Origin of the sequence: Pseudonocardia alaniniphila (assembly GCF_022524485.1) — a bacterium.
GTDB classification, from domain to species: domain Bacteria; phylum Actinomycetota; class Actinomycetes; order Mycobacteriales; family Pseudonocardiaceae; genus Pseudonocardia; species Pseudonocardia alaniniphila.
On the sequence record NZ_JAKXMK010000004.1, the window covers coordinates 133,646 to 155,249 of the forward strand.

Genomic DNA, 21,604 nt, shown 5'->3' on the forward strand with positions numbered 1-21,604 from the left:
GCCGATGGCCGACACCACTCCGTCTCGCCCCGGACTCGGTCCGGGTAATCCATTGATCCCGGCCCTGGTCACGCTCACGGTAGCCACCGGAATGGTCGACGCGCTGAGCTACCTCGAACTGGACCGGGTGTTCGTGGCCAACATGACCGGAAACATCGTGTTCATCGCGTTCGCTCTGGTCGACGCTGCGAACTTCTCGGTCGTCGCCTCGCTCGTCGCGCTGGCCGCGTTCATGGTCGGATCGATCATCGGCGGGCAGTTGGGCCATCGCCTCACCCAACGGACCAGGCTTTTCGTCGCGTTCACCGGCGTCGAGGTGGTGCTACTGCTCGTCGCAATACTGGTCACGCTCCTGCCGACGACCGACCCGACGGTCCATCGTTACGGGCTGATCGTGCTGCTCGCGACGGCCATGGGAGTGCAGAACGCCGGGGTTCGCAAGCTCGCGGTACCCAATCTCACCACTACCGTGCTCACGATGGCCGTCACCGGCATCGCCGCTGACGGTCGGGTAGCCGGCGGCACGGACAGCAAGGTCGGGATTCGGGGGCTGTCCATTGCTGCCATGCTCGGCGGCGCCCTACTCGGGGCATTCCTGATCGAGCAACGGCTGGTCACACTCTGCGTAGGCGTCGCCACCGCTCTTGTCGCCCTATCCTGCGCATTGGTGATCACACGCCGTTGAGCGGCAGGACGATCGCGTCAGGGCTACGCCACCCGGCCTGCTGCCGGTTCCCGCGTGGCGACGAGGTCGGGCGGGTCGTGGGTGTCGGCGTCGTAGTCGGTGGGGTGGTGGTGTCGGTGCCACCCAGCCCGTCTCCACCCCGGTCAGCGACACCGTCCTGGCTCTGCTGCGCGGCCTTTCGACGAATCGGCGAGCCGTGTGGTCCGATTCCGTCGTAATGCGCCGGAATGGCTGATGCGTTCACGGGCTCCCGAGTGCCGCATAGTACTGAATCTCACTTCGAAGAACTCGCACTTCTCTCGTTATGCTGAGAACGCGCGCAGGTGATTCACGATGAGATCGGAAGTAGAACCATGACGCCTCGCACGGCCCCGACCGATACGTCACGCCGACGTGGATCGATCGCAAGCCCGCACCATCTCGCCACCGAGGCGGGGGAGGACGCCTTCCGCGCGGGGGGCAACGCCATCGACGCCGCCATTGCCGCGGCCGTGGTGCTGGACGTGGTCTATCCGAACCAGACGGCGCTGGGTGGCGACGCGGTGGCGCTCGTGCGCACTCCCGGCGGGGCGATCCACTGTGTGAACGCGACGGGCTGGGCGCCGGCGGCCCAGTCGGCGGAGCGGTTGCGGGCGGTTCACGGTGCGGCCATCCCGTTCCGCGGCATCGACACGGTCACCGTGCCGGGGGCGGTTCGTGGCTGGGAGGCGCTCCGATCCTTCGGGGCCCGGCTGCCGTGGTCGGCACACTTCGATATCGCCGTCCACCTGGCGTCCGACGGTGCCCCGGTCGGCCGGTCGCTCGCCGCGGCCATCACCACGAGGCACGATGTCCTGTCACAGGATCCCGGCTGCCGCGATGTGTTCCTCCCCGGCGGATCGCCCTTGCGAGAGGGTGACGTCTTCCGTCAGCCCGCGCTCGCGCAGTCGCTGGTGGAACTGCAGGCCGAGGGCCCGGAAGCGCTCTACGGCGGGGGCGTGGGCCGGCGCCTGATCGACGGCCTCGCGCAACAGGGCTGCGTGATGACCGTCGATGATCTCGACGGCTTCCGACCCGAGCTGGTGGCACCCCTCGCGGCGCCCTTCCGCCAGTACGAGGTCATCACCAGCCCACCCAACACGCAGGGGTTCATGCTGTTGCGGGCGCTGAAACGGCTTCAGCAGATCGGCGACCCGCAGGACGTCCTCGGCGAGCAGGCCGGCGCGCTCGCCGAGATCTTCGAGCACGCCAACGCGGTTCGTGATCTCCTGCTGGCCGACCCGAGATTCGCCACGGTGGATGCCGGTGCGCTGATCGATCGTGATCCGGCCGCGACTCATCGGCCGTCGGAGGGGGCGCGCGTCGGAGGCGACACCGTCGGCATCTCCACGATCGACACGGATGGGTACGCGGTCTCGCTGCTGCAGAGCGTCTACGACGCGTTCGGGTCCGGGGTGCTGGAGTCGACGACCGGCATTCTCATGCAGAACCGGGGTCGGTCCTTCTCCCTGGATCCGCTCTCGCCCAACGTCGTGGCTCCCGGCAAGCGGCCGCGCCACACCCTCATGCCCGTCATGGTCACCGAGGGTGAGGACATCAGGTGGATCAGCTCCACCAAGGGTGGGCACGGGCACCCGCAGATCCACGCCCAGCTGCTCCTGCGTTCCATGGCGGGGGACTCGCCGGCCGCCGCGGTCGACGCGCCCCGATGGATCGTCGGGATGCAGGGCCCCGAGGACACGAACACGACGGTCTACGTGGAGAGCGACCTGCCCGCCCCAGCCACGAGCTCGTTGATCGATCGAGGATTCGTCCCGAAGGTGCTTCCCCAGCACGACGAGCGGCTCGGCCATGCCAACCTGATCAAGGTCGGTGACGACGGCCGTTTCGACGCGGTGAGCGATCCCCGGTGCGACGGCTCGGGCGGAGAGGTCGAGCTGCCACCCCGATGATGTAGGCCCTGCTCACGGCCCTCTTTAAGCGGCACTCTCACTCGGCAGGCGTCGGGACCGCCGACAGCGCCTCCGTCAGCAACGTGACCAGTGCCTCGTGCTGCACGTCGGCCGACGACCCGACCTCTTCCTCCGAGCCGTCGAGCGCCTGGGCGGCGAGGCCGGCCTTGCTGTCGATCAGCTCGGCGATCCGGGCGTCGATCGTCTGCGCGGCGATGATGCGCCACGCGGTGACGGGCTGCGCCTGGCCGATGCGGTGGCTGCGGTCGATGGCCTGGGTCTGTTCCGCGGAGGTCCAGGAGAGCTCGGCGAGCACGAGGTCGGAAGCGACCTGGAGGTTGATGCCCACGCCGGCTGCGGTCAGCGAGCAAACCGCGATGGCCACGTCGGGGTCGTGGACGAAGGCGTCGATGTTCTGCTGCCGCGACGCGGGCGTCTGGTCGCCGCGGATCGACGAGAAGCGGACGCCCTGCTCGGTGAACGTCTCCTCGGCGAGGTCCATCACGTCGACGTGCTTGGCGAAGAAGACCACCTTGCCCGCGCTCCGCGCGAGCTGGGCCGCGTAGTCGGCGGCGAGACCGGCTTTCGCCCGGCCGATGCGGCGCATCATGCTGAAGACGTTCTCGCCGGTCGTCGAGGTGGTCGCGTCCTTCTGCTCCCACCTGGCCACCTGGCGCACGAGGTCGTGGTCGATGCCCTGGACGACGGCACCGGACCGACGCCCGGCCAGTGCGTCCTCGTACCGCGCCACCATCCGGCGAGCGAGTTCGCGCTCGGCCGCTCGGATCGATCGACCCGCCGGCCCGTCCAGCTCGACGGGGAGGTCGGCGATGCGCCGCGCGGGGATGTCGGCGGCCACGTCGACCTTGCGGCGACGGACGATGCCGAGATCGACGACGGCCTGGCGGGCCGCGCCGTAGAACCCCGGGTCGGCCGGCGTCAGGCCGGTGTCGTCGAGTGCGTTCATCAGCGTGGCGCGCGGCTTCGTCTCGTCGATCCAGCCGAGGAACTGCCAGATCGCCCGGAAATCCTCGATGTCGTTGATCAGCGGGGTGCCGGTGAGGGCCATCAGCAGGGGTCGCGCGGTGAAGGACCGGATGCGGTCGGAGAGCGCCAGGACGTGCCGCGAGCGCTGGGAGGACTTGTTCTTGATGAAGTGGGCCTCGTCGACGACCATGCCGCGCAGGCCGAAGTCGCCGAGCCACCCGACGTGGCGGTCGAGCACCTCGTAGTTGACCACGACGATGTCGGCAAATCCGTCGATCGAGTCACCGTTGCCGTGGATCACGGTGGCCGAGCGGTGGGGTGTCCACATCCCGGCCTCGCGCGCCCAGTTCGTCTTGACGACGTTCGGCACGACGACGAGCAACGGGTAGGCGTTCGAGGCCTCCGCGGCGAGCAGCGCCTGGGCGGTCTTGCCGAGCCCCGGCTCGTCGGCGAGCAGGAAGGTCCGGTGACCGGCCGCGGCCGCGGCGACCAGCCCAGCCTGGTGCGGCATCAGCTCCAGGCCGCGCGGCGTGTACCGCGAGGTCGGCGCGGGGAGGGCCATGGACGTCGCGGCTGTGCTGCCGGCCCGCTCGAACGAGCTGAGCAGCGGGCCGATCAGCTCCCACGCGGCCAGCCGGGTGGGACGAGGTGCGCTCGGCCGGGCGGCGGAGACGTCGGGGGCGAGGAAGGGGTTGGCCAGTTGCCGCGAGATGACCGACCGCGGCACCGCCCGGTGCTCGGTGACGGCGGGGGGCTCCACCGACGGGAGCTCGTCGGCGCCCGACTCGATGCCCGCGGTCCTCAGCAGGTCCCGCTTGAGCGACCGGGCCTCGTCGGAGACGACGGCGTCCTCGGCGAGAAGCATCAGGAGCCCGGAATCACGGACGGCGCTCTTCGCGAGGATCGTCGCGATGCCGTCGAGGCGCTTGAGCTGCTCGGCCCGGTGCGAGTCGCTGCCGTTCTCCGCCTGGACCCGGGCCCGCTCATCGCGCAGCAACAGCGCGACGGCCTGGAACTTCGTGCGCGTCGCCGGGGTGACCCGGCCACTCCGGAGGGCTGCTTCGATCTCCTGGACGGCGCGGGCGAGCACCGAGTTGATGTCGCCGCGGCCTCGGACGCGGCGACGGTCGCGCGGGGTTGTACGGCGAGCCCTGGTCTGGGGCCGGCCTCGTCGGACCACTAATTCCTCCTTCTGGTGCCCGGCACACGCGCGGTGGCGGTGCGCCCTGCACAGGCTGCGGTTCGGCGTTGCGTGGCAAGGGCCGAAGCGGCTCATCCGAGACGCGGCCCGGGCCCACGGATGTGCTGGAGATCGACGCCGCGGGACAGGTTAACGATCGGCAGCCGACGCCTGTTGCACCCACCGCGCAGAGGCGCAGGCCATACGGGTCGCCGCGCGAGCGGAGCTGGACGGTGCTCCGGCGCCGGACCCGCTCGCATGGCGGGGGTGAACGGTGTGCGTGGCCGAGGGTACCGCACCGACGACCACCAAGATCGAAAGCGACGCGCCTGATCTTGTACGGGTGCCGGCGCTCGTGCAGCGGCCGCCGCGTCGGCCTACCGGGTTGCCGTCTCCGCGGCGGCTTCGGTTGCCTCGATGAGGAGCTGTTCGGCCACCCGCTGCGGCGGCAGGGCGAGCCGTTCGCCGACGTGGAACACGGCGAGGGCGAACACGGCGACCACGCCCAGGTCGACCCACGGCGGGATGAGGCCGATGCCGCCGTACTGGCCCAGGTAGGAGATCATGCCCAGGCCGATGAACCAGGGCAGGATCCACAGCATCGAGCGCGCGTCCAGCGGCTGTCGGCGGTCGGTGTGGGGGCCGAAGGCGTGGTACAGCCCGAAGATCACCAGCCCTGCGGCCACGAGGATCAGCAACTTCTCCACTGTGGGCCAGGCCGTCCAGTAGATGATCTCGCTGGCGGCGACGAACGCCAGTGGCGCGATCACGGCGGCGCCTTTGAGCCGGTAGGGCCGCTCGCGGTCCGGGTCGCTACGGCGCAGTGCCATCAGGGTGACCGGGGCGAAGCCGTACATCAACACCACAGCGGAGGTGACCAGGCCGACGAAGCCCTGCCAACTGGGGAAGGGCAGGAAGCAGATGATGCCCACCACGAATGAGATCAGCAGCGACACCCACGGCACCCCACGTTTGCTGATCCGGGCCACCGAGCGGGGCACCTGCCCGGAGTAGCCCATCGCGTAGGACAGCCGGGCCGAGGTACCGACGTAGACAAGTCCGGCGCCGGACGGGGAGAGGAACGCATCGGTGTAGAGGATCACCGTGAGCCAGCCCAGACCCAGCGTGGTGGCGATCGTGGCGTACGGGCCGAAGTCGCCCTTGCCCACCGGTGCCGCCCAGCCGCCGAGGAGGTTCGCCGGGTTCAACGAACCGATGAACGCGATCTCCAGCCCGAGGTAGATCACCGTGCCGATCAACACCGCGCCGATCACCGCCCGTGGCAGGTCCCGCTGGGGATTGCGCGACTCACCGCCCAACTGCACGGCCTGCTCGAAGCCCGTCAACGCGAAGATCACCCCCAACGGCAGCGCCGCGAACACGCCGTGCGCGCCGAACGGTGCGAACCCGCCTGCGGTGAAGTTGCTAGGGTGGAACGACACCACCAGAAGCACGATCACCGTCGCCACCGGCACCGCGATCTTCCACAGCATGACGACCCGGTTGGACTCGGCCAACCACCGCACACCCAGGACGTTCACCACCGTGAACACCGCCATCAACACCACCGCGATCACCAGGCCTTGTCCGGTCAACTCTCCCGAGGCGTTCACCAACCCGGGCCAGAGATGGCCGAGATACGACAGCGCCGCTTCCACCTCGATCGGCGACGTTGTGGCCGTCGCCAACCAGCCCACCCACCCGGCGGTGAATCCGGCCAGTGCCCCGAACGCGATCCGCGGATAGCGCGCCGTGCCCCCCGTGAACGGATATGTCGCCGCCAGTTCGGCATGCACCAAGGCGAGCAGCACCATGACCGCGCCCGCCAACACCCACGACAACACCGACGCCCCGCCGGCTGCGCTCGACGCGGTCAACTCCCCCAACAACCACCCCGATCCGATAATCGAGCCCAATGAAACAAGCATCAACGCGAGCGGGCCAACCGCGCGTCGCAAACTGGACGCAGGCGCGCTCACGCGTCCGGCAGAGATGTCGGTCACGGTGAAACCCTCCATTTGTGTGACGATGGCCGAGCCCAATTCGTCACGGCTGGTCGTGTCTTGATCGGAATCACCAGGCTCGGGTTCTCCACGCAGTGCGGACCACCGCGGACATCCGATGCTCGCGACGATGCAGCCCATGCCTACGACGGGTCTGCTCCACAACTGCCGGCGGTTGGACGCCGTGGCGATCCCGCGAGCTTCAGCGGTCGAAGGTCGGGTCTGCTCGTCAGACGATCTCTGCGGCGTCGATGAACGTCTGCCGGAGTATCTGTTCGATCTCGTCGAACTCGGGCTGACCGCAGATCAGCGGTGGCGCGACCTGGACGACGACGTCTCCTCGGTCATCGGCCCGGCAGTACAGGCCGTTGTCCAGCAGGGCTGTCGGGAGGAAGCCACGTACCAGACGCTCCCGTTCGTCGGCGTCGAACGTCTCGCGCGTCGCCTTGTCCTTGACGAGCTCGACCGCCCAGAAGTACCCGTCGCCCCGGACGTCGCCGACGATCGGGAGGTCGAGCAGCTTCCTCATGGTGTCGCCGAAGGCCTGCTCGTGCTGTAGGACCCGCTCGTTGAGCCGCTCGCGTTGCATCAGATCCAGGTTCGCGAGGGCGACCGCCGCCGACACGGGGTGGCCGCCGAAGGTGGAGCCGTGCAGGAAGCTCACCGACGGCCTCAAGAACGGCTCCATGACCCGCTCACTCGCGATCATCGCCCCGATCGGGCTGTAGCCGGACGTCATCCCCTTCGCACAGGTGATGATGTCGGGCAGGTATCCGAACTTCTCGCAGGCGAAGGTCGTGCCGTGCCGTCCGAAGCTGCAGATGACCTCGTCGGACACCAGAAGCACGTCGTGCCGGTCGCAGATCTCGCGGACCCGGGCGAAGTAGCCGGGCGGCGGCGTGAAGCAGCCACCGGAGTTCTGCACCGGCTCGACGAACACCGCGGCGACGGCCTCCGGGCCTTCGAACAGGATCGCCTCCTCGATGCGGTCCGCGGCCCAGCGCCCGAACGCCTCCGGGTCGCCGTCGAACTGCGGGTTGCGATAGGCGTTGGTGTTGGGTGCGCGGAATGCGCCCGGCGTCAGCGGCTCGAAATCCTGCTTCATCTTCGGGATCCCGGTGATCGCCAGCGCCCCCTGCGGCGCGCCGTGATAGGCCGTGGCCCGGCTGATGACCTTGTGCTTCGCCGGCTTGCCGATCAACGTGAAATACTGCTTGGCGGCCTTCCACGCCGATTCGACCGCCTCACCGCCGCCGGTGGTGAAGAACACCCGGTTCAGGTCGGCCGGGGCCAGCGTCGCCAGCCGTTCGGCCAGCTCCGCCGCCGGTGGCGTCGCGAAGCCCCACACCGGGAAGAAGGCGAGGGTCTCGGCCTGGCTGCTCGCGACCCGGGCGAGCTCGCGACGGCCGTGGCCGGCCTGGACGACGAACAGGCCGGAGATGCCGTCGAGGATGCGCCGGCCGTTCTCGTCGTAGATGTTCACGCCGTTGCCGCGGGTGATCACCGGAACCGGCTGTGCGGGGTGCTTGCCCATGTGCGTGAAGTGCATCCACAGATGTCGCGCCGCGATCTCCGACATCCATGTCGCGGTGCCGGCGGGCGACGGCTCCGTCATGGTCATTTTCACCTCCATGTGAGGGTCGATTGCGTCCGCTTTCCTGGCTTGTCAGCCGAGTACTTCGTCCATGCCGACCCACGCCATCCCGTGGGCCTGCGCCACCGGACCGTGCGTGACGTGCCCACGCCAGGTGTTCAGGCCGTTGGCCAGATGCGCGTCGCGGCGCAACGCGTCCTGCCAGCCCGCGTTGGCCAGCGCCAGCACGTACGGCAGGGTCGCGTTGGTCAACGCCAGGGTCGAGGTGCGCGGCACCGAGCCCGGCATGTTGGCGACGCAGTAGAAGACGGTGTCGTGCACCTGGTAGGTCGGGTCCTCATGCGTCGTCGGCCGCGAGTCCTCGAAGCACCCGCCCTGATCGATGGCGATGTCGACCAGCACGGCACCGGCCTTCATGAGGCTGACGAGCGTGTTGCTGACCAGCTTCGGAGCCTTGGCTCCGGCGACCAGAACGGCTCCGATGACCAGATCGGCGTCGAGCACGGCGCGCTCGATCTCGAGGGCGCCCGAGGCGATCGTCCGCACTCGGCCGCCGAAGACCCGGTCGAGCTCCCGCAGCCGGGCCAGGTTGCGGTCGAGCACCGTGACCTCGGCGCGGAGACCGAGCGCGATCTCGATCGCCGCAGTGCCGGACACACCGCCGCCGATGACGACGACGTGGGCCGGCGCGACACCGGGCACGCCGCCCAGCAGCATGCCGCCGCCCTGCCCGGCACGCTGGGCCTCGGCGCCGACCTGCGGGGCGAGTCGACCGGCGACCTCGCTCATGGGGGCGAGCAGTGGCAGTGTCCCGTCTGGTGCCGAAACGGTCTCGTAGGCGATAGCGGTGACGTTCTTACGCAACAACGCGTCGGTGCATTCCTGAGAGGCTGCGAGGTGGAGGTACGTGAACAACGTCTGCCCGTCACGCAGGAGCTCGTACTCGGCTGCGACGGGCTCCTTGACCTTGAGAACGAGGTCGGCTCGTTCCCACACCTCGACCGCAGCGTCGACGATCTTCGCGCCGGCCGCGAGGTAATCGGAGTCGGGCATGCGCGCGCCGAGTCCGGCCGCATGCTCGACGATGACCTCGTGGCCTGCTGAGACGAGCTCGGCGACGCCACTCGGGGTGAGCGCGACGCGGAATTCGCGGTTCTTGATCTCTCGCGGGACTCCGACCAGCATGTCAGGCCTCTCCGTTGGGAGTTGTTGGCCCGCTCATCCTGTGATCCGCATTGCGGCGCGACGACCGGCAGAGTGTTCGCAACCGCGGTTCTCGACGAACAGATTGCCTGCCGGAGCTACCGTGGCCCGGTGCCGCTCACATTGAGGGACGTCCTCGAATTGCCGGCTGTCGCGCGAGGGATCCCGAAGGTCCGGTCCGGTTCCGACGCGCTCGACACCGAGGTGCGGTGGGTGCATGTCAGCGAGCTCGCCAACGTTGCCGGGACGCTCAGCGGCGGGGAGCTCATCCTGTCGATCGGCATCGTTCTGGCCGAGCCGGGCACCGACCTCGCCGCCTACGTCGACTCGCTGCGCGACAGCGGTGCCGCCGGTTTGGCGGTCGAGCTCGGGCGGCACGTCGAACGCCTCCCCGACGCCCTCGTCCAGGCCGCCCGCGCACACGGGTTCCCCGTGATCGAGCTGCACGCCCCGGTGCGGTTCGTCGAGATCACGGAGACGGTGCACGCCCAGGTCGTGAACGCACAGTTCGAGCGGCTCAGCTTCTCTCACCGCGCCCACCGCGCCCTCGGCACGCTCGGGGTCGAAGGAGCGTCGGCCGAGGAGATCCTCGGGCGTTGTGTGGACCTGATCTCGCGACCGGTCGTCCTGGAGGACCTCGCGCACCGGGTCATCGCCTTCGACGGGGACGTTCCGGCCGAGGACATCCTGCGCGATTGGTCCTCGCGCTCCCGTCAGGTTCCCGTCGGCCCGGAGACGACCTACGGCGGCCCCGAACAGTGGATCAGTACGCCGGTCGGCCCGCGCCGGCGGCGTTGGGGCCGGCTGGTCGTGCCGACGCGGATCGGCCGGGCCCACTTCGATGACGTGCGGTTCGTGCTCGAACGGGCAGCTGAGGCGGTGACCATCACACATCTGGTCGCGAACACGGCCGAGGGAACGGAGGGCGCCGCCGCTGCCAAGCTGATCCAGGACGTGCTGAGTGGGCACGCCGCCGACCCCGTCGTCGTCCGAGCGCGCGCTCGGGCGCTGGGGTTCGCCACGAGCGGCCCGATCGCCGTCGTGATGGCCCGCGGCCCCGGAGCGGACGACGACCCCGACCGCGATCTGGTCGACGGGGTGACGAAAGCGGCGAAGGCGGTCCAGCGATCCGCCCTGGTCGGCAGGGTTCGGCCGCAGATGGTCGCCGTGTTGTTCGACTGCCCGTTACCGGAATCCGCACAGCGCCTTCCGGAACGGCTGGTGGAGAAGCTCGGTGATGGCCTGGTGGCGGCACTTGCGGCCGGACAGCCCGCACAGAGTTGGCGTGATCTCCCGATGTCGCTGACCGAGGCCGAGCATGTCGCCACGGTTGCTCCCGCCGTGCCGGGCACGACGCGGCCTGGTGTCGTCCGCGCACGCGATCTCGGAATCCGCAGCCTGCTCTGGCAGATCCGCGACGACTCGCGGCTGCACTCGTTCATCGAGAGCCGCCTCGGGCCGGTCCTGGCACTCCGAAGTGACAAGCGGGAGGAGACCCTCCACCTCCTGGAGGCATATCTGCAGGAGAACGGGGTGATGGTTCCTTTTGCGCGAAGAGTCCATCTCGGCCGCACAGCCGCGTATGCCCGCGTCCGCTCGCTCGAGCGGCTGCTGCAGTCGAACCTGTCCGACTCCGAAGAGCGGACCAGCGTGCACGTCGCCCTGATCGCGTACCGCCAGGACGACAGCCGGCAGTTGCCGTCGAGTCCCGCGCAGCCGGCGCGCTAGACGTCGGACGCCGGAACCGCCCTTGCCGCGTCGCGCACCCTTGCTTCCAGATCGGGAGCCATCAGGCGGGCAGGTTCGTCGACCATGTTCATCACTCGGATCAGCGCAGTCGCGAGCGTGGCGTCGTGCGTTGCGGCCGCCCGGTACCGGTCGAGGTACTCGCCCATTGCCAGCAGGCCTTCGCTTCGCTCACCTTCGACGAACGGGAAGCGCAGATCGCCGCTCATGATCAGGCTCCAGGGAGTGTCGAGCAACTCTGAGACTGCCGTGAAGAACCGTCGGGAGAGATCGTCGTGATCCTCCTGCAGCAGGCGTTGCAGCAGGCGCGCCTCCAGTGCGGCCACCGTCATGCCCTGGCCGTAGATCGGGTTGAAGCTGCAGAGAGCGTCGGCGATGACGAGATAGCCCTCCGGGAACCGATCCAGCAATTCGTAGCGCCGTCGGACACTTGCGGGGTAGCGCATCAGGACCGGCTCGGTCAGCGGGGTAGCCGTGCGAATGATCTCGGCGACGTCCGGAGCAACGAGGCTGTCGGCGTACTCGGCCATCGCTGCGTCCCGAGTGGGCAACTCCCCACCTCCGCAGCTGCTCAGGGTGACCATGAACCGGTCACCCTCCTGCGCGTTGACGAACCCGCTTCGGTTCTGCCCGGGATAGGGAGCAATCGCCGTACCGATGCGCCCGCCGAGGTGGTGGGCCTCACGCCGGTAGAAACGTGACAGGTAGGCAAGCTCGATACGAACCGACTCCTCCGGCGCCGGCTGATAGCCCAGCTCCTGAAGCCACGCTGACGTGTGAGCACCCCGGCCGGCGGCGTCCACGACGAGGTCGGCATCCAGTACCGAAGAGTTCCGCCCATCGGCGCGAGTCCGGATCCGCACTCCGCTGATCCGGCCCCTGTCGGACGAGCTCGTCAGGCCTGTCACGTCGCAGCCGTCCATGATCGTCACCTCGGCCATGTCGGCAACCTGGGAGCGGATGACGGCCTCCACGACGGGGCGGCTCACCGCCAGCCCGATCAAGCCGGACGGTTCCGGACGAAGCAGGCGGCCGTCGAGATACCAATGGAGATCCGACTGGAGGTCCATCTCCAATGCGCCGGACGCGATCAGACGCTCGTTCGTGCCGGGAAATAGGTCCTCCAACACCGCCCGGCCTCTGGCGAGCAAAGCATGCAGCTGTCGGCTCTGCGGTACGCCGCGCCGCGCGGCCGGCTCCTCGGGCAACTCGTCCCGGTCGAGGACCGTCACGCGGTCGAAACTCTCGCTGAGCACTCCCGCTGCACACAGGCCGCCGATCGACGCACCGATGACCACGGCATGCCGGCGGTCGGACGAAACCGGACCCATCGTGATTCCTTCCGAAGTGCGGATCGCCCCATTTAAAGAGATTGTGAACGCTGCTCCGGTAATCCCATGATCTTCTTCCGCTGGATGGAGGGTAGCTTCTTCGACGTGGATGCTCCACCGTGCCGCGACGGGGATCGAATGGTGTCGTGAATTGGCGAATATTCTCTTCCGTTCGCCCCGGATCGCTCACTACATCCGGAGTTGGTCGCGGAGGGTTCTGGCGACGTGTGCCATCAACGCCTCTGCCCCGGGTTGCAGGACCGCCGGTACTCGCGACTCGGTAAGGGCCGCGATGGCGAACGTCTGGCCGTCGGCGTGCTCCACGACCCCGACCTCGTGCCGCAGGTTCAGCAGGGTTCCGGTCTTCGACGACCATCGGGACGCGTCGGAGCTGAAGTCGGGGGCCAGCCGTTGTCGCACCATGTTGTAGCTCATCAGCTCGCGGACCCGCGTGGCGACCGGGGCTTGGATGGTCGTCGGTCGCCACAGTCCGGCGAGCAGGTCCACGAAGGACCGGGCGGACCCGGAGTTGGCGAGGCTGATGTCGAGCTGGGGCACCGGGTGGCCGCGGCCCGCCGTCGTGCCGGCGATGGCCAGTGAGTGGGCGAGGTGCCCTTCCGCCGGGGTGAACCGCTCGGCCGGGGTGTCGGTGAGATCTCGCATGAGGTGGCGGACCACGATGCCGTCGTGGCCGAGCCGGCGCAGCTCCGCGGTGACCGCCGCAGGTGGGGTGAGTGCGAACAGGGCGTCGGCCGCGGTGCTGTCGCTGATCGCCATCGCGAGGTAGAGCAGGTCGTCCAGTGCGATGGTGGCCGGGTGGCGGAACCTGGCCAGCCCGGTTGGTCCCGGCACCGTCATCCGGCCCGGCCGAACCTCGATGGGTGTGGCCGCGTCGAGCTCGTGCCGGGCGACGCGCTCGAGCGTCGCGACCGCGAGCGGCACCTTGACCAGCGACGCGACCGGATACACCACCTCGGCGTCGAGTCCGATCTCGTCGCCGGTGTCGAGGTCGCGGACGAGGAACGACCCGCGCAGCCCGCCGTCGTCGAGCGCTTCCCGGGTCTCCCGCAGGACCGTGGTCATCCCCATCGCTACGCGCCGAGGCAGCGTGCGAGCACGGGCAGGGCACGGATCTGCTGGACCTCGTCGCGTAGCCCGGCCGCGACGTCGTAGCCGCGGGCCAGCGGCATCTCGCCGACGGGCCGCCAGTACAGGCCGAGTTCGTCCGCCTGGCTCCGGGAGCAGAGCAGGACGTCGGTGGAGCCGAGCACCTCGGCCGTTGCGGCGACGAGCGAGTCCGTGACGACCACCTGCGCGGGTTGCAGCCCGACGGAGTCCCGCAGGCGGGTGACGCGGTCACGTACGTGGGGCACGTCGTCCTCCGGTTGGAGCCAGACCCGCCGCCGGCGCGTGCCCCGTTCGGCGCGGCCGGCCCGCAGCGTCTCGATGTAGATCGCCGTGGCGTCCCCCGGGTCGGCATGGCCGGCGAGCCCCAACGGCACCCGCCAGACGCCTTCGTCGGCCGGCACCGCGACGAGCGCTGCCCGTACCTCGAGGGTGCGGACGAGCTCCGCGCGCTCGACGGGCTCGGCCGGGTACAGGTCGAGGTTCAGGTCGTGCCGTCGCGCCTCGGCGACGAGCCCGGCCAGCAGGCGTGGCATGCAGATCGCGGGTACGGCCAACCGGAAGGGCCGCAACCTGGCGCGTTCCGCGTCGTGCTCCATCGTCTCCGCCAGTTCGACCAGGCGGCGGGCCGGCCGCAGCATCTCCCGGCCGAACGCAGTCAGCACGACGGTCCGCGAGGACCTGGTGAACAGCCGGGCCCCGAGGTGCTTCTCGAGCGCGGCAACGCGCCGGCTCGCGACGGACTGCGGGATCCGCGCCGCGGACGCCCCGACCGTGAAGCTGTTGTAGCCGCTGACGGCGACGAACGCTTTGCACGCCCCGACAAGATCCACGGTCGGCGAGTGTATGCCGGATCAGCATTGGTTCTCGCCTTTCTGTCTTGGACGGCATCCACGGTCGGATACGAAGCTCCCTTGCCATGACGCGATCACAGGTTTCCCGCCGTGCCTTCCTCGGCTTCGTAGCACTGCTACCGCTGGCCGGATGTGCGCAGGGCGCGCCGGCGACAACCCTGCCGTCATCTCGCCCCACCGCCCCATCGGGCACGCCCGCTCCTGCCGTGACCTACGGTCAACTGCTCGAGCTGGAACGAAAGTTCGACGCACGTCTCGGGGTGTACGCCCTTGCCACGGGCAGCGGCGCCACCATCGCCCACCGAGCCGACGAGCGGTTCGCGTTCTGCTCGACGTTCAAGGCACTGGCGGCGGCGGCCGTCCTGCACCGCAACCCGCTGTCGCATCTGGACACCCGCGTCACCTACACCGAAGCCGACCTCATGGCGAGCTCGGCCTTCACCAGGCGCTCCGTGGCCACCGGGATGACGATCCGGGAACTGTGTGACGCCGCGGTCCGCTACAGCGACGGCACCGCGGGCAATCTGCTGCTCCGCGATCTCGGCGGTCCGGCCGAGCTGACGGCGTACGTGCGGAGCCTCGGCGACACGGTGACCCGGATGGACCGGATCGAGCCGACGATCACGGAAGCCACCCCGGGAGATCCCCGCGACACCACGTCTCCCCGCGCGATCGGCACCGACTTCCACCAGATCGTGCTGGGTGACGCCCTGCCGCCCGACAAGCTCGCCTTCCTCCGCGATCTGCTGGAACGCAACGTCACCGGTGCCAAGCGCATCCGGGCCGGCCTGCCGCAGGGGTGGGCCGTGGCCGACAAGACCGGGACCGGTGACTACGGCACGGCCAACGACATCGCGGTCGTGTGGCCTCCGAACGCCGCGCCACTCGTCATCGCGATCATGTCCAGCAAGGCCGGCAAGGACGCCGAGTACGACGAGGCGCTGCTCGCCGAAGCCGCCGCCAATGTCGTGGGCAGGCTTGCCTGACGGGCTCGCCCGGCAGCGACACAGTCACCACGAGGCCGTGCCTGCTGGGTCTCGCCGGGATGACCACGCCTGAATCGGGGTGGCCGCCCTCTTCATCGGGCGGTATCCGGTGCCCTGGCTCGGACGCGCTTCCAGACGAAGTCGAGGACCACGGCGAGCAGCACGAGCACGGTCATCGCTGTGAACGTCTGTGGCGCGTTGCGGGCGGTGTCGATGGCGAACAGAACCAGCACGAAGCAGGTGGCGAGCATCGTGATGGTGATCAGCCAGGCGTTCGAACCCGTCTCGGCGCGCAGCCGCAGAGCGGCGAGACCGACCACGAGGAAGACGACGAGCGCCACCGCGCTGCCGATCGAGGCGATCGCACCGAGATCGAACACATTCGCGAAGATCAGGACGAGTACAACCGTGATCGGTATGCCACGCGTGCCTCCAAAGTGACCGGGCTGCCCGAAGACCGGCGGGAACTGCTTGAGCTCGGACAACGTGAGCGTGAGGTTCCCGGCGGCGAAGATCATGGAGTTCACCGATGACGCGGTCGCGAGCAGCGCCGCGATCGCCATGATCACGAAACCGGTGGTGCCGAGCACGGGGCGCGCCGCCTCGGCCAGTGCGGTGTCCCCGTGCATGATCACTTCATCGACGGTCAGCGTGCCGAACACGCCGAGGCTGACGAGCACATACAGGGCGGTCGTGATTCCCAGGGCGAGGTACATGGCCTGGGGCAGCATCCGGGCGGGGTTGGGCAGGCTGCCTGCCGTGAAGGTGACCACCGAGAACCCGAGGTATGCGAAGAACGTCAGCGCAATGCTCGCGACGATCTTCTCCCAAGGGGGGTACCCGGATGGCGCGAGCAATGTGGGGTCGAGCTGCGACAGCGTGACTGCGACGAAGCCGACGAAGACGGCCAGCAGGATCCAGACGATGATCGACTGCGCTCTCGCCACCATTTCGCGCCGTAGAGGTTGATCACCGCCATCACGACGACGATGGCGGAGGCGAGGATCTTGTCCCAATAACCGGGTGCGGCGTCGCCGAAGAACAACCAGCTGCCGTAGGCGCCGAAGGCCACGGCCACCATGGCGGTCACGATCAGCAGCACGAAATAGAGCAACCACGAGGTGATGCCGACCACCCGGCCGTTGCCGAACGCCTCGACCAAGTAGGCGATGAAGCCGCCGCGCGACGGATAACGGACGCCCAGCTTGACGACCATATAGCCCAGCAGGCTCGCGATCAGTCCGGCGAGCAGGAACGACAGCCACACCGCCGATCCGGCGACAACGCCTGCCTGGCCGAGGAGTGCGAATATGCCGGCGCCGACCATTGCGCCCACGCCGAGGAAGGCCGCACCGAGAACGGTCATCTGCTTCGTGGACGACGACGCGGGATGCGGCTCCGATGTGTCGTCGGTCGTCATCGACGCAGCCTAGCAGGCTTTTCGCGGTCAATTTGGGAATGTGGATGATCGGCTGAAGGGCTTGGGTGTCGTGGTCCAGGACGTAGTTCGCGGTATCAGCTTGAATAAGGGAATCTCCGGCGGAGTGGATGTGTCCGTCGTGTTCACCTTCCGCCTGCCGGCAGGACACGCGCTCGGCACCGGAGCGCCGCCGCCGACGTCGTAGCTCAACCCACCGGCCACGTGTGCACCGGCTCGTTGCTGTGCATGTGCTCGGTGTAGCTGAGCGCCATTCGGCGCAGTGCGTCCTGCCGACTCAGGTTCTGCTCGGCTTCGAGCGCGCGCACGGTCTCCACCTGCCACTCCGCCCCGTTGCGGTAGGTCAGGCAGCGCTGCTCCACCACCCCGAGCAGGCGGTCGGACACCGCCGAGTCGACGCCCAAGCGGGACAGCCCCTCGGCGGCCATCGGCAGCAGCTGGCGCAGCACGAGCTCGCTGGCGGGCACGTCGCCGATTCCCGGCCAGAACATGCGCGCCTCGATGCCCTGCTTGGCGCCGGCGTGGAAGTTCTCCTTGGCCATCATGAACGACATCCGCGACCACACCGGTGGCTCGTCCTCGGCCAGCACCTTGACCAGCCCGTAGTAGAGGGCGGCGTTCGCCAGCATGTCGACAACGGTCGGGCCGGCCGGCAGCACCCGGTTCTCCACCCGCAGATGCGGCAGGTCGCCGACCACGTCGTAAACCGGTCGGTTCCACCGGTAGACGGTGCCGTTGTGCAGGCGCAGCTCGGCCAGCGACGGCACGCCGCCGGATTCGAGCACCTGCAGCGGGTCCTCGTCGCCGCAGATCGGCAGCAGCGCCGGGAAGTAGTGCACGTTCTCATCGAGCAGGTCGGACACCGAGGTGATCCAGCGTTCGCCGAACCAGACCCTGGGCCGCACACCCTGCGCCTTGAGCTCTTCCGAGCGCGTGTCGGTGGCCTGATCGAACAGCGCGATCCGGGTCTCCCGCCAGAGCTGCCTGCCGAACAGGAACGGCGAGTTCGCGCCCATCGCCATCTGCACGCCGGCGATGGCTTGGGCCGCGTTCCAGTACGCCGCGAAGGTCTCCGGGCTGACCTGCAAGTGGCACTGCACGCTGGTGCAGGCCGCTTCCGGGGCAATCGAGTCCGAGCATGCGCGCAATCGCTCGTCACCGTCGATGTCCAGCCAGATGTCCTCGCCGCGGGCGGCGAAGATCTGCTCGTTGAGCAGCTTGTAGCGCGGGTTCGCGGTGAGCGCGTCGACGGACAGGTGCTCGTTCATCAAGGTGGGCAGGATGCCGATCATCATGAGCTTGGCGCCGACCCCGCGGGCGCTTGCCTCGGCGTGGTTGAGGTTGGCGCGCAGCGTCTCCTCGAGCGTGACCAGCGAGGTGCCGGCCAGTGTCTGCGGCGGCACGTTGAACTCGATGTTGAACTGGCCCAGCTCGGTCTGGATGTCAGGATTGGCGATTGCCCCGAGCACCTCGGCATTGCGCATCGTCGGATTGCCGGCGTCGTCGACGAGGTTGAGCTCGATCTCCAGCCCGGTCATCGGTCGGTCGGAGTCGAACCGCGACTCGCGCAGCATGCGCTCGAATGCGTCGAGGCAGTGCCGCACCTTCTGCCGGTACCGGGTGCGGTCTGCACGGGTGAACCGCGTTGCCGCGACCTTCTCGCCCATGACGACCTCCTTGCCGTCACCACCTCGTGGCTGCTCAGCCTCGCATTTCCCGCGTCGCCGAGCGAGCCGACCGCCCGGTGCTGCACCGAGCCTCAGCACGACGTCGTCCACTGCTGCCACGGTGGGTGATTCGGCCTCGCGCTGTTCTCAGGTCACGGCTCTCTCGTTCCTTCGGCAGGACGGCGTTCGGCGCGGGCGAACAGCGCGACCAGCCCGACGAGTACGAGGACGGGCCCCAGCAGCCACAACGGGCGCTGCGCCCACCATGCTGCGGTGGGCGCGGAGTGGATCGGCAGCCCGGCGGCCTGGACGGCCCCGAGTGTCAGGAGCAGCGCAGTCGGGTGCCAGAGGAAGATCGTCACGGCCACGGCGTTGACCGCGACCACGCCCTTCCACACCCGCCGCCGTTGCATCCAGCGAGCCAGTATCGGGTACAGCAGCAGCACCACGCCGAGCTGGAACACCGCCAGCGCCGCGATGCCCGCGGTGGTCGGGTACATGTGGCTGAGCTCGTCGCCCACGATGGCGACCATCGAGCGCGGGTAGACGTCGAGAGCGGCCACGACGACGAGACCGCCGAGGCCGGCAGCGGCCAGCGCACAGCGCCGGTGCACCGGCGCGAGCATTCCGTCGCGCCACAGGTAGCCGAGCTGGTGCACGAACACCCACACCAGCGCGGTGTTGACGGCACCGAGAGCGGCAAACCCGGCTCCGAATCGTGCCACGTCGACCGCGACCACGGCGGCGCCGAGCAGGGCCACGGCAGGAATGGCCGCCCGCCGGTGCGCCGCGGCGGTCAACGGCACCAGCAGCACCACCCACAGATAGGCGGCCAGGAACCACAGGGGAGTGATGACGATCTGGGCGTAGGCGCCGACACCCGGGTAGGTCGGCACCGCGCTCTGCAGAAGGGCTTCCGCCACCGTCCAGACCGTGACGAACACCGCTGCCGGGCGTAGCAGCCGGATCAGGCGCCGGCGCAGGAACACCCATGGGCGGCCCTCGGCGCGGTCCCATGCTGCGAGGTCGGCGAATCCGCCGACCAGGAAGAACAGCGGCATGACCTGGAGCAACCAGGTGGCGAGCCAGGCGAGTGGCACGGTGTCGATCGGGTTCGACATGACGTACCGGCCGCCCTGCTCGTGGGTGACCGCCAGCGCCCAGTGCCAGACGACGACCACCGCGATGCTGAACGCCCGCAGCAGGTCGACCGTGCGATCGCGCACAGCGGGGGTCGCGGCGACGAGGCGGTCGAGGGCCCGGCTCACCGTGACCGGTGTCGGCACGGCGGGCCGAGTGGTCGCACCGACCCTCCGATCGGAGCCCGGATCGATCATCTGAACAACACGTCCGCAGCCCAGCCGGAGCCGATGATCACCGCGCCGTAGCACAGCAGGGTGATCAGCCCGCGCAACCGTGTGAGCTGCAGGCCTTCGGCGAGGACATACCGGAACCGGTGGGCCCAGTGCAGCAGTGCGAGCACGCACAGCACGAGCAGCACGAGCCGGCTGAGCGGGTGGTCCAGCACGGCCGACAGGTGGGCGTGGCCGGGTGGGGCCAGCAGCCCCAGCGGAAAGACGACCCCGAAGAGCAGCAGCAGTACGGGGGCGAACAGCGCCGACATCACGCCGCCGGCGCTGAACAGGAGCCACGCCAGCGCGTCCGACGTCGAGCGTTTCGACTGCGTCGTCATCCGGGTCGTCATCCGGGTCGTCACCACCCGTCCAGCACGATCCACGCCAGAACGGCCGACAGCACCGCCCACGCGGCGAAGTGGCCGGCGGCGACCATTCGGGCAGGGAGACGCCGTCCCCGCAACCGCACCGCCATCGCCTTCGGTGCGAGCGTGAACCAGGTGACCGCGTGCAGCACCACGAAGGCCAGCGCGACGACGTTGAGCGCCACCATCCACGGGCGGCTGCTCCACGCGAGGAAACGCTCGTAGGAGCTGCTGCCACCGTGGACGGCGGCGACCAGCAGCACGAGGTACACCACGAACCAGGCCACGAACAGGCTGGACAGCTCGCGCAGCACGAACAGCACGTACGACCGGCGGTGCACCCACCACAACAGGTCGGTTCGCGGCCGGTAGGGCCCGGCTCGCGCGGTGTTCGTCGTCTGCTCGCTCATCGCCGGGCCCACGGCATCAGCAGGGACCGCAACGTCCTCGTCGCGGCGGTCAGCTTGTAGCGCTGGATGGCGCCCGCCGGGTCCACGCCCTTGGGACAGGCGGTCGTGCACTCGCCGACGTAGGTGCAGGCCCAGATCCCGTCCGCGCCGGCGAGCACGTCCAGCCGCTGGTGGGCGCCCTGGTCACGCGAGTCGAGGTTGTAGCGCTGGGCGAGAGCGATCGCCGCCGGGCCGAGGAAGTCCGGTTCGATCCCGTACACCGGGCACGCGGAGTAGCAGAGCATGCAGTTGATGCACATGCTGAACTGCTTGTACTCGTCGAGCTGCGCGGGCGTCTGCAGGAACTCGACGTCGTCCACCGCGGGCTCGTCGTCCCGAACCAGCCACGGTCTCACCGTGGGCAGCTTGCGCATGAAGTCGCCGATGTCGACCACGAGGTCGCGGACGACGGGGAAGTTCGCCAGCGGCTCGACGCGCACCGGGCCAGGCGCGTGATCGACGAGGAACGTGCCGCACGTCAGTGCCGGGTCGCCGTCCACCGTCATGCCGCAGCTGCCGCAGATTCCCATCCGGCACGACCAGCGGAACGACAGGGTGCCGTCGATCCGGTCCTTGATGTGGTTCAACGCGTCGAGGACCGCCCATTCCTCGCGCAGCGGGACCTCGTAGTCCTGCAGGCGCGGTGCGTCGTCGATGTCCGGCCGGTAGCGAGTGACCTGCAGGGTGATCGTGTCGGCCACGCCA

The 21,604-nt window shown here is 69.0% G+C and carries 19 protein-coding genes; 5 read left to right on the forward strand and 14 right to left on the reverse strand.

The features are described 5' to 3' along the window. Positions 1 to 4 precede the first annotated feature (4 nt). Both MMF94_RS05415 and MMF94_RS05420 read left to right on the forward strand, forming a co-directional pair. Positions 5 to 685, forward strand: a complete 681-nt coding sequence (locus MMF94_RS05415; RefSeq protein ID WP_241035151.1) for a YoaK family protein — start codon at positions 5 to 7, stop codon at positions 683 to 685. Positions 686 to 1,038: 353 nt separating this feature from the next. Next, positions 1,039 to 2,616: a gamma-glutamyltransferase family protein gene (locus tag MMF94_RS05420; RefSeq protein ID WP_241035152.1), complete on the forward strand. Its 1,578-nt coding sequence runs from the start codon at positions 1,039 to 1,041 to the stop codon at positions 2,614 to 2,616. Between the two features lie 37 nt (positions 2,617 to 2,653). Here MMF94_RS05420 and MMF94_RS05425 read toward each other — a convergent pair whose 3' ends face one another. Further along, positions 2,654 to 4,783, reverse strand: a complete 2,130-nt coding sequence (locus tag MMF94_RS05425) for a DEAD/DEAH box helicase (protein WP_241035153.1) — start codon at positions 4,781 to 4,783, stop codon at positions 2,654 to 2,656. Between the two features lie 377 nt (positions 4,784 to 5,160). After that, complete coding sequence (locus MMF94_RS05430) at positions 5,161 to 6,711, reverse strand: APC family permease (RefSeq protein WP_241035154.1); 1,551 nt, start codon at positions 6,709 to 6,711, stop codon at positions 5,161 to 5,163. Here MMF94_RS05430 and MMF94_RS05435 point away from each other — a divergent pair. Next, complete coding sequence (locus tag MMF94_RS05435; RefSeq protein WP_241035394.1) at positions 6,596 to 6,850, forward strand: hypothetical protein; 255 nt, start codon at positions 6,596 to 6,598, stop codon at positions 6,848 to 6,850. The genes MMF94_RS05430 and MMF94_RS05435 overlap by 116 nt on opposite strands. Before the next feature lie 165 nt (positions 6,851 to 7,015). Here MMF94_RS05435 and MMF94_RS05440 read toward each other — a convergent pair whose 3' ends face one another. Beyond that, the gene (locus MMF94_RS05440) at positions 7,016 to 8,407 is read right to left on the reverse strand and encodes an aspartate aminotransferase family protein (RefSeq protein WP_241035155.1); all 1,392 of its coding nucleotides are present in this window, start codon (positions 8,405 to 8,407) and stop codon (positions 7,016 to 7,018) included. Positions 8,408 to 8,452: 45 nt separating this feature from the next. Further along, positions 8,453 to 9,565 carry an alanine dehydrogenase gene (gene ald / locus MMF94_RS05445; RefSeq protein WP_241035156.1) on the reverse strand — a complete coding sequence of 371 codons (1,113 nt, stop codon included), beginning with the start codon at positions 9,563 to 9,565 and terminating at the stop codon, positions 8,453 to 8,455. A gap of 129 nt (positions 9,566 to 9,694) precedes the next feature. Here ald and MMF94_RS05450 point away from each other — a divergent pair, with 129 nt between their 5' ends. Further along, the gene (locus tag MMF94_RS05450) at positions 9,695 to 11,311 is read left to right on the forward strand and encodes a PucR family transcriptional regulator (RefSeq protein WP_241035157.1); all 1,617 of its coding nucleotides are present in this window, start codon (positions 9,695 to 9,697) and stop codon (positions 11,309 to 11,311) included. Here the strand turns inward: MMF94_RS05450 and MMF94_RS05455 are convergent. From MMF94_RS05455 to MMF94_RS05465, 3 genes are all read right to left on the reverse strand, one after another. Beyond that, complete coding sequence (locus MMF94_RS05455) at positions 11,308 to 12,561, reverse strand: NAD(P)/FAD-dependent oxidoreductase (RefSeq protein WP_241035158.1); 1,254 nt, start codon at positions 12,559 to 12,561, stop codon at positions 11,308 to 11,310. The genes MMF94_RS05450 and MMF94_RS05455 overlap by 4 nt on opposite strands. A gap of 288 nt (positions 12,562 to 12,849) precedes the next feature. Continuing rightward, entirely contained in the window at positions 12,850 to 13,749 is a 900-nt protein-coding gene (locus MMF94_RS05460) for a serine hydrolase (protein ID WP_379660266.1), read from the reverse strand. A 2-nt stretch (positions 13,750 to 13,751) separates the two neighbouring features. Further along, a complete protein-coding gene (locus MMF94_RS05465) occupies positions 13,752 to 14,618 on the reverse strand; it encodes a LysR family transcriptional regulator (RefSeq protein ID WP_241035160.1) in 867 nt (288 codons plus the stop codon). Between the two features lie 86 nt (positions 14,619 to 14,704). On the opposite strand from MMF94_RS05465, the gene bla reads away from it, so the two are divergent. After that, positions 14,705 to 15,625, forward strand: a complete 921-nt coding sequence (gene bla, locus MMF94_RS05470; RefSeq protein ID WP_241035161.1) for a class A beta-lactamase — start codon at positions 14,705 to 14,707, stop codon at positions 15,623 to 15,625. Positions 15,626 to 15,717: 92 nt separating this feature from the next. On the opposite strand, the gene MMF94_RS05475 is transcribed toward bla, so the two are convergent. From MMF94_RS05475 to sdhB, 7 genes are all read right to left on the reverse strand, one after another. Beyond that, positions 15,718 to 16,542, reverse strand: coding sequence for an APC family permease (locus MMF94_RS05475; protein WP_241035379.1), 825 nt, complete (start codon positions 16,540 to 16,542; stop codon positions 15,718 to 15,720). After that, positions 16,425 to 17,045 (reverse strand): APC family permease, encoded by a 621-nt coding sequence (locus MMF94_RS05480; protein ID WP_241035162.1) that lies wholly within the window; start codon positions 17,043 to 17,045, stop codon positions 16,425 to 16,427. Before MMF94_RS05480 ends, MMF94_RS05475 begins: the two co-directional genes overlap by 118 nt. Before the next feature lie 206 nt (positions 17,046 to 17,251). Then, entirely contained in the window at positions 17,252 to 18,730 is a 1,479-nt protein-coding gene (locus tag MMF94_RS05485; protein WP_241035163.1) for a glutamate-cysteine ligase family protein, read from the reverse strand. A gap of 152 nt (positions 18,731 to 18,882) precedes the next feature. Next, the gene (locus tag MMF94_RS05490; RefSeq protein ID WP_241035164.1) at positions 18,883 to 20,016 is read right to left on the reverse strand and encodes an acyltransferase family protein; all 1,134 of its coding nucleotides are present in this window, start codon (positions 20,014 to 20,016) and stop codon (positions 18,883 to 18,885) included. A gap of 47 nt (positions 20,017 to 20,063) precedes the next feature. Continuing rightward, a complete protein-coding gene (locus MMF94_RS05495; protein ID WP_241035165.1) occupies positions 20,064 to 20,423 on the reverse strand; it encodes a fumarate reductase subunit D in 360 nt (119 codons plus the stop codon). 20 nt (positions 20,424 to 20,443) lie between these two features. Further along, positions 20,444 to 20,860 (reverse strand): fumarate reductase subunit C, encoded by a 417-nt coding sequence (locus MMF94_RS05500; protein WP_241035166.1) that lies wholly within the window; start codon positions 20,858 to 20,860, stop codon positions 20,444 to 20,446. Continuing rightward, positions 20,857 to 21,600 carry a succinate dehydrogenase iron-sulfur subunit gene (sdhB, locus tag MMF94_RS05505; protein ID WP_241035167.1) on the reverse strand — a complete coding sequence of 248 codons (744 nt, stop codon included), beginning with the start codon at positions 21,598 to 21,600 and terminating at the stop codon, positions 20,857 to 20,859. Before sdhB ends, MMF94_RS05500 begins: the two co-directional genes overlap by 4 nt. Positions 21,601 to 21,604: the final 4 nt, after the last annotated feature.